Source organism: Bathymodiolus heckerae thiotrophic gill symbiont (genome assembly GCF_900180345.1).
GTDB lineage: Bacteria > Pseudomonadota > Gammaproteobacteria > PS1 > Pseudothioglobaceae > Thiodubiliella.
Genome location: NZ_FXLV01000067.1, coordinates 1 through 6,233, shown reverse-complemented (window position 1 = coordinate 6,233; position 6,233 = coordinate 1). Strand labels below are relative to the sequence as shown.

Genomic DNA, 6,233 nt, shown 5'->3' with positions numbered 1-6,233 from the left:
GTCTAATTTTTGCTCAATTGTTAGATTTATTCTCTCTTTTCTGGTTTTTATTATTTGCGTCATTTTGACCTCCTTATTTTTTGTATTATAAGGCTATCTTTGTGTCTAAGAAAGTTAGATCATTACACACCTAAGCCGTTAATAAATCAAAAAACTTTAAAAAGTGTTCATGTTAAATTTACAGAAAAGAATTTACACTGCCTTAACCCGACAGAAAAAAAGTGAAACATGCAAAAATATACCCAATTAACCTGTGAGCAAAGATATCATATTTACCTACTAAATCGGCAAGGATGCAGTCAAAACTTTATTGCCAAATCAATGGATAGAAACAAATCAACCATTAGTTGAGAGCTATCTCGCAACACTGGCAAAAGAGGTTATCGCCACAAGCAAGCCAATAGGCTTGCTTGTGGGCGACATCAAGAGAAAAACAAAGCCATTAAACTTACTGCTGAAGTTAGAGTGAAAAACTAAAAGAGTACTGGAGTCCTGAGCAAATCGTAGGACATTTAGAACTAGATGAAAAAGTTAAAATTAGTACTGAAACCGCCTACCGCTTTGTCTTGCAAGACAAAGCGGTAGGCGGAGAGCTTTACAAATACCTACGCCACCAACACAAAAAATATAAAAAATGTTATGGCAAGAACGATTACAGAGGCGTGATACCGAGTAGGATTGACATTGATGAACGCCCCAGTATCGTGGATAATCACACTCGTATTGGCGACTGGGAGATTGACTTAGTTATTGGTAAGGGACACAAGGGTGGCTTTGCCACCCTTGCTGAGCGCAAGAGTAGGCTCTATCTTGTTCTGCCTATTACTAACAAAACCGCGCAGACTGCAAATGACGCTATTACCAAACTACTCACACCACTTAAGCACTGGGTAAAAACCTTGACTTTTGACAATGGTAGAGAGTTTAGCTGGCATGAAAAATTGGCAGACAGACTTGAGTGTGGCACTTACTTTGCTAAGCCTTATCACAGCTGGGAACGTGGTTTAAATGAAAACCATAATGGTTTTTGTTAAGGCAATTTTTCCCTAAGAAAATGGCTTTGGATGGTGTTAGTGAGAAAGAGACATTTATGGCAACAGATTTAATGAATAATAGACCTAGAAAGTGCTTGGGGTACAAGACCCCATTTGAGGTCTTTACGCAGATGACTGGCAAAGACTATTTTTTGAACGGAAGTGTTGCACTTATGGGTTACATTCGCCGCAGATTTTTTATAACCTGTTGTAATTTAAATGTCAAACCTCCGATAACTAATCGCCTCAATTAAATGTGGCTTACCAACTTTTTCATCCCTTGCCAAATCCGCAATGGTTCTAGCAACTTTAAGAATTCTATGATAGCCACGTGCAGAAAGTGCGAGTTTGTCAATAACACTGGACAGAAGTTGTCTGTTTTCTTTGGTGAGTGGTACTAATTTTTCAACTTCATCAGGGGTGAGTTTGTCATTGGATTTGCCTTGACGAGCGAGTTGAATATTGTACGCTTTGATGACACGTTGTCTGATGGTTCTACTACTTTCAGCATCTTCTGAGTTTTGACTGAGTAAGGTTCCTTTGGGCAGGGGTGGCACAGTCAACACCATGTCAATTCTGTCGAGTAGTGGTCCTGATATTTTGTTTTTGTAGCGGTCAATCTGGTCTTCAGTGCAGTGACATTTGGCGGTGCCATCGCCATAATAGCCACAGGGGCAGGGATTCATTGCACCGATAAGTTGAAAATTAGCGGGAAAGGTGATTTGTTGGGCGGCACGAGATAGATGAATTTTGCCATTTTCTAAGGGTTGGCGTAAGACCTCTAAAACACCTCTTGGAAATTCGGGTAATTCGTCTAAAAATAAAACGCCTTCATGGGCTAGCGAAATTTCACCCGGCTTTGGGTTGGATCCACCGCCGACCAAAGCAACCGCTGAGGACGAATGGTGCGGGCTGCGAAATGAGCGGACTTTTAGCTGGGTTAAATCTAGGGGTTTGTTGGCAACTGAGTAAATCGAGGCACGCTCTAAAGCTTTGTTGGTGCTGAGTGGTGGCATGATTGAGGGTAGGCGCTCTGCCAACATAGTTTTGCCTGAACCGGGTGGACCGATTAAAAGCAGGTTGTGCCCGCCACTGGCAGCGATTTCTAGGGCGCGTTTGGCGTGATGTTGTCCCTTAACTTGAGAAAAATCATTGTCATAAATTGGCTGATTACTGGCTAAATCATGGGCTAATTTATCAACCTCGCCAATACCTTGCAAGAAGGCACAGACTTTGAGTAAATGTGCACATGGATAAATAATCGCCTCATTAACTAAGGCGTATTGGTTTGAGTCTTGGTTTGGCAAAATAACACAGTGTTTGGCTTGACTACTGGTAATAATGGCTGGAAGCAATCCTTCAGTTGCTCGAAGTGAGCCATCTAACCCTAACTCGCCATAAAATTCAAATGAGTTAATATTAATACTGGACTTGATTTGTTCAGATGCTAATAATAAGCCAATAGCGATAGGTAAATCATATCTGCCACCGCTTTTAGGTAGATTGGCAGGGGCAAGACTCACGGTAATTCGCCCTTTGGGGAATTTGAATTTTGAGGTCATAATGGCACTACGAACACGGTCTTTGCTTTCACGCACAGCACCCTCAGGTAAACCAACAATGGAAAACCCTGGCAAGCCACTTGAAATATGCACCTCAATAGTTACTAACGGCGCATCAAGTCCTGTTGATGCACGGGTAAATAATTTGCTTAATTTACTCAATTTGGCTTAACTCCTCTAAATTCCACCTAGGTTTGATGTTGATCTCATTATGAGCATCATACTGTCCGTGACTCAGACGAAAATGCCCAGCCAAAGCTATCATTGCGCCATTATCAGTGCAAAATTCTTGCCTAGGATAAAAAACAGTTGCACCCACTTTTCTGCCCATGTGGTTTAGCTCTTTGCGCAAAGATAAATTTGCACTAACGCCACCTGCTACAACTAGCGTAGTCCGTCCAGTTTGCTCTAACGCCCTTCTGCATTTAATCATAAGCGTTTGCGTGGCAGCTACTTCAAAGGCTTTGGCAACATCGACTTTTTGCGTTGGATGCTTAATAAAAGTATTGCGTGCAAAAGTTTTAAGCCCGCTAAAACTAAAATCCAATCCTGGTCTATCTACCATCGGTCTGGGGAATTTAAAAGCCCCTTCACTGCCCTGCTCGGCTAGTGTGGCTAATGCTGGACCACCCGGATAACCCAAGCCTAAAATCTTGGCAGTTTTGTCAAATGCTTCGCCCACAGCATCATCTAAAGATTCGCCTAGGATTTTGTATTGACCAATGGCTTTAACATCAATCAACATAGTATGGCCACCTGAAACCAACAATGCCGCAAAGGGAAACTTGGGCTGACTTTGCTCCAAAAGTGGTGCGAGCAAATGCCCCTCCATATGATGTACGCCCAGTGCGGGGATTTTAAGACTCCAAGCCAGAGATTTTGCCACAGCGCTGCCTACCAACAATGCCCCTGCCAAACCCGGTCCAGCTGTATAAGCAATAGCATCAATATCGGTGAGTTTTATTTTAGCGTCTTTAAGCACTGTTTTAATAAGTGGCAAAACACGCTGAATATGGTCACGAGATGCCAGTTCTGGCACCACGCCGCCATATTCTTGGTGGATTTCAACTTGAGAAAATAATCGATGTGCAATCAGCCCGTGTTGCTGTGAATACAGCCCGATACCTGTTTCATCGCATGAACTTTCTACACCCAGTGTGATAAATTTAGCCATTATTACCCAAATAAACTTCACGCACTCTATCGTTATCTAGAATTTGTTCTTTACTACCATCAGCGATAATCACGCCGTTGTGCAGTACATAAGAATGGTCGCAAGTGTCTAGCATCTCACGATAATTATGGTCGGTAATCAACACACCGATGCCTTTGTCTTTTAAATGAAAAATAATCTGCTGTATATCGCCCACAGAAATTGGGTCAACCCCTGCAAAAGGCTCGTCTAATAAGATAAATTTTGGATCCATTGCTAACGCTCTGGCAATTTCTACACGCCGTCTTTCGCCACCAGATAGGCTCAGCCCATCAAGATGGCAAATGTGCTCAATATGAAACTCTGCTAATAATTCTTCTAGGCGATTTTTTCTGGCATTTTTGTCTAAAGCATTATTCAGCTCTAAAACTGCCATAATATTGTTTTCGACTGATAATTTTCTAAAAATAGAAGGCTCTTGAGGTAAATAGCCTAACCCCAATTTGGCGCGTTTGTGCATCGGCAAATGGTCAATTTTATGGTTGTTTAAAATCACCTGACCTGAATCAGCCTTAACCAGCCCACAAGCGATATAAAAACAGGTGGTTTTGCCTGCCCCATTTGGCCCTAGTAATCCGACTATTTCACCGCTGTTTACAAGAAATGAAACACTATTAACCACACTCCTTTTTGAATAGGATTTGCTAATATTAGTAACATTAAGTGCGTGTTGTGTGGACATAAATTAAAAACTTATCTATAATAGTTAATTTTATCATCAATACTTACCTATGTTTAATACTAAAAAACCTGAAACCACAACTCCTTCTATTACACCAACTACCTCTGCTACACCAAAGCCCACACCCAATGCAAGAGAAAACATTAGGCAACAGCCTGTTGTTGATAGCCAACAAAAACCCAAAGGTAAAACTGTTATTTCCAAAGACTGTTTTATTAAGGGTGAAATATCTGGCACTGAAGACATTGATATTCTCGGTCAAGTTGAGGGCGTTATATCACTAAAAAACAACATCGTTAGCATTAAAAAATCGAGCAAAATTAAGGCCGATATTGATGCCAATATTGTCAATATTACTGGCAATGTAGTTGGTAATATTAATGCCAATGAAAAAATTATTATTCATGATGAAGGTAATGTAACTGGTGATATGAATGCACCGAAGATAATTCTTGAGGACGGCTCTCACTTCAAGGGCAATGTTTCAATGACAGATAATAAAGTCAACGCTGCATCCATTAATAAAGACTCAAAAACTCCGATGAATAAACCAATTTAGCCCCGTATTGAGTTTCAACCAACAGCACGCCTTCATTGTTAACACCGCAACACACACCTGAAAAGATTTGTTTTTTATCATCATATTGGGCCCGCCTACCTTGTAAATAATCCACATTTTCCCACTGCTGGGCAAAATAAGCAAAGCCATTGGCTTCAAAGATTTGACAAAGTTGCAAGATTTTGTTGATTGAATCTGTTGTTAAGCTAAATTTATTAATGGGCTTTTGCTTGTTAATTGAATGCAAATTTATCCATGGCGTTTGGCAATTTATATCCGCATCAATATTAATGCCAAGCCCTATTATCACGGATTGAGTTTGATTTCGCACGGCATTTTCAATCAAAATTCCGGCCAGTTTCCTGTCTTGGTAATAAACATCATTGGGCCATTTGAGTTGCAAATCAGTAATACCGTAATCTTTCAACACTTCAATCAACGCCAAGCCTACCACCAAACTCAAACCATTCAAATTCACACCAACTAAGAACACTCGGCGGATAGACAGCAATATACTACCTCCTTTGCTGCTTAACCATGCTCGATTATGTTGCCCCTTACCTTGTGTTTGTTGCGCAGCAATGCAAACTTGCGTTTTCAGCGAGAATGCTAACGATGAAAGATAATTATTGGTGCTAGGTATTGAATCAAAAACAAAACACTCAACCTCATCACTCAAATAATTTTCTAAATGAGAATAATCAACCATGTCATAATAATTAGCATAAGTGACAACCACACCGCCGCCGACCCCATATCTTTTGCCGCACCCGAAAGCACATGGTATTCATCACCAATTCTATCCACCACTGATTCAACAGCAGAATTAAGTATCTCAACAATTAACACTAAAAAGATAGGGGTAATTAACAACACCCTATCAACGGCAGATTCTGCTAAAAAAAATGCCAAAGGAATCAAAACAACACTAAGCCACACCTCCTGCCTAAAAGCCGCCTCCGACTGATAACAAGTTTTTAACCCTTGCATTGAAAATCCAAATGCACTAACAATTCGCTTCAATCCTGTCGCTTCGTTTTTCATAATTTCATTCAATGAGACCTTTGCATAAATAGGGATGATTAGCAAAATTCAATTTTTGCCAGATTGGTGATTTTCTTAAACCTTGTCCTAGCAGGGCTAAGGCTGGGTTTAAAAAATTGCCAAGCGGGTGAAAAGTGGA

At 40.7% G+C, this 6,233-nt stretch carries 6 protein-coding genes and 1 pseudogene; 2 read left to right on the top strand and 5 right to left on the bottom strand.

Annotated elements, in window-relative coordinates:
- The first annotated feature begins 228 nt into the window (after nt 1-228).
- Nucleotides 229-1,288: pseudogene (locus tag CRYPD_RS08505) on the top strand (IS30 family transposase).
- Here the strand turns inward: CRYPD_RS08505 and CRYPD_RS07195 are convergent.
- The 3 genes from CRYPD_RS07195 to lptB are packed head-to-tail and all read right to left on the bottom strand — an operon-like array spanning nt 1,250 to nt 4,491.
- A complete protein-coding gene (locus tag CRYPD_RS07195) occupies nt 1,250-2,758 on the bottom strand; it encodes a YifB family Mg chelatase-like AAA ATPase (protein ID WP_138146906.1) in 1,509 nt (502 codons plus the stop codon). The pseudogene CRYPD_RS08505 and the gene CRYPD_RS07195 sit on opposite strands and share 39 nt — an antisense overlap.
- The gene (tsaD, locus tag CRYPD_RS07190; protein WP_138146905.1) at nt 2,751-3,770 is read right to left on the bottom strand and encodes a tRNA (adenosine(37)-N6)-threonylcarbamoyltransferase complex transferase subunit TsaD; all 1,020 of its coding nucleotides are present in this window, start codon (nt 3,768-3,770) and stop codon (nt 2,751-2,753) included. Before tsaD ends, CRYPD_RS07195 begins: the two co-directional genes overlap by 8 nt.
- The gene (gene lptB, locus CRYPD_RS07185; RefSeq protein ID WP_138146904.1) at nt 3,763-4,491 is read right to left on the bottom strand and encodes an LPS export ABC transporter ATP-binding protein; all 729 of its coding nucleotides are present in this window, start codon (nt 4,489-4,491) and stop codon (nt 3,763-3,765) included. Before lptB ends, tsaD begins: the two co-directional genes overlap by 8 nt.
- Before the next feature lie 49 nt (nt 4,492-4,540).
- Between lptB and CRYPD_RS07180 the strand changes: the two genes are divergently transcribed.
- Entirely contained in the window at nt 4,541-5,050 is a 510-nt protein-coding gene (locus CRYPD_RS07180; protein ID WP_138146903.1) for a bactofilin family protein, read from the top strand.
- On the opposite strand, the gene CRYPD_RS07175 is transcribed toward CRYPD_RS07180, so the two are convergent.
- Both CRYPD_RS07175 and CRYPD_RS07170 read right to left on the bottom strand, forming a co-directional pair.
- Entirely contained in the window at nt 5,010-5,789 is a 780-nt protein-coding gene (locus CRYPD_RS07175) for a biotin--[acetyl-CoA-carboxylase] ligase (RefSeq protein WP_244610277.1), read from the bottom strand. The two genes, CRYPD_RS07180 and CRYPD_RS07175, sit on opposite strands and share 41 nt — an antisense overlap.
- Nucleotides 5,738-6,094 (bottom strand): diacylglycerol kinase, encoded by a 357-nt coding sequence (locus tag CRYPD_RS07170; RefSeq protein ID WP_138146902.1) that lies wholly within the window; start codon nt 6,092-6,094, stop codon nt 5,738-5,740. The genes CRYPD_RS07175 and CRYPD_RS07170 overlap by 52 nt, the downstream gene beginning before the upstream one ends.
- Between the last annotated feature and the right edge of the window lie 139 nt (nt 6,095-6,233).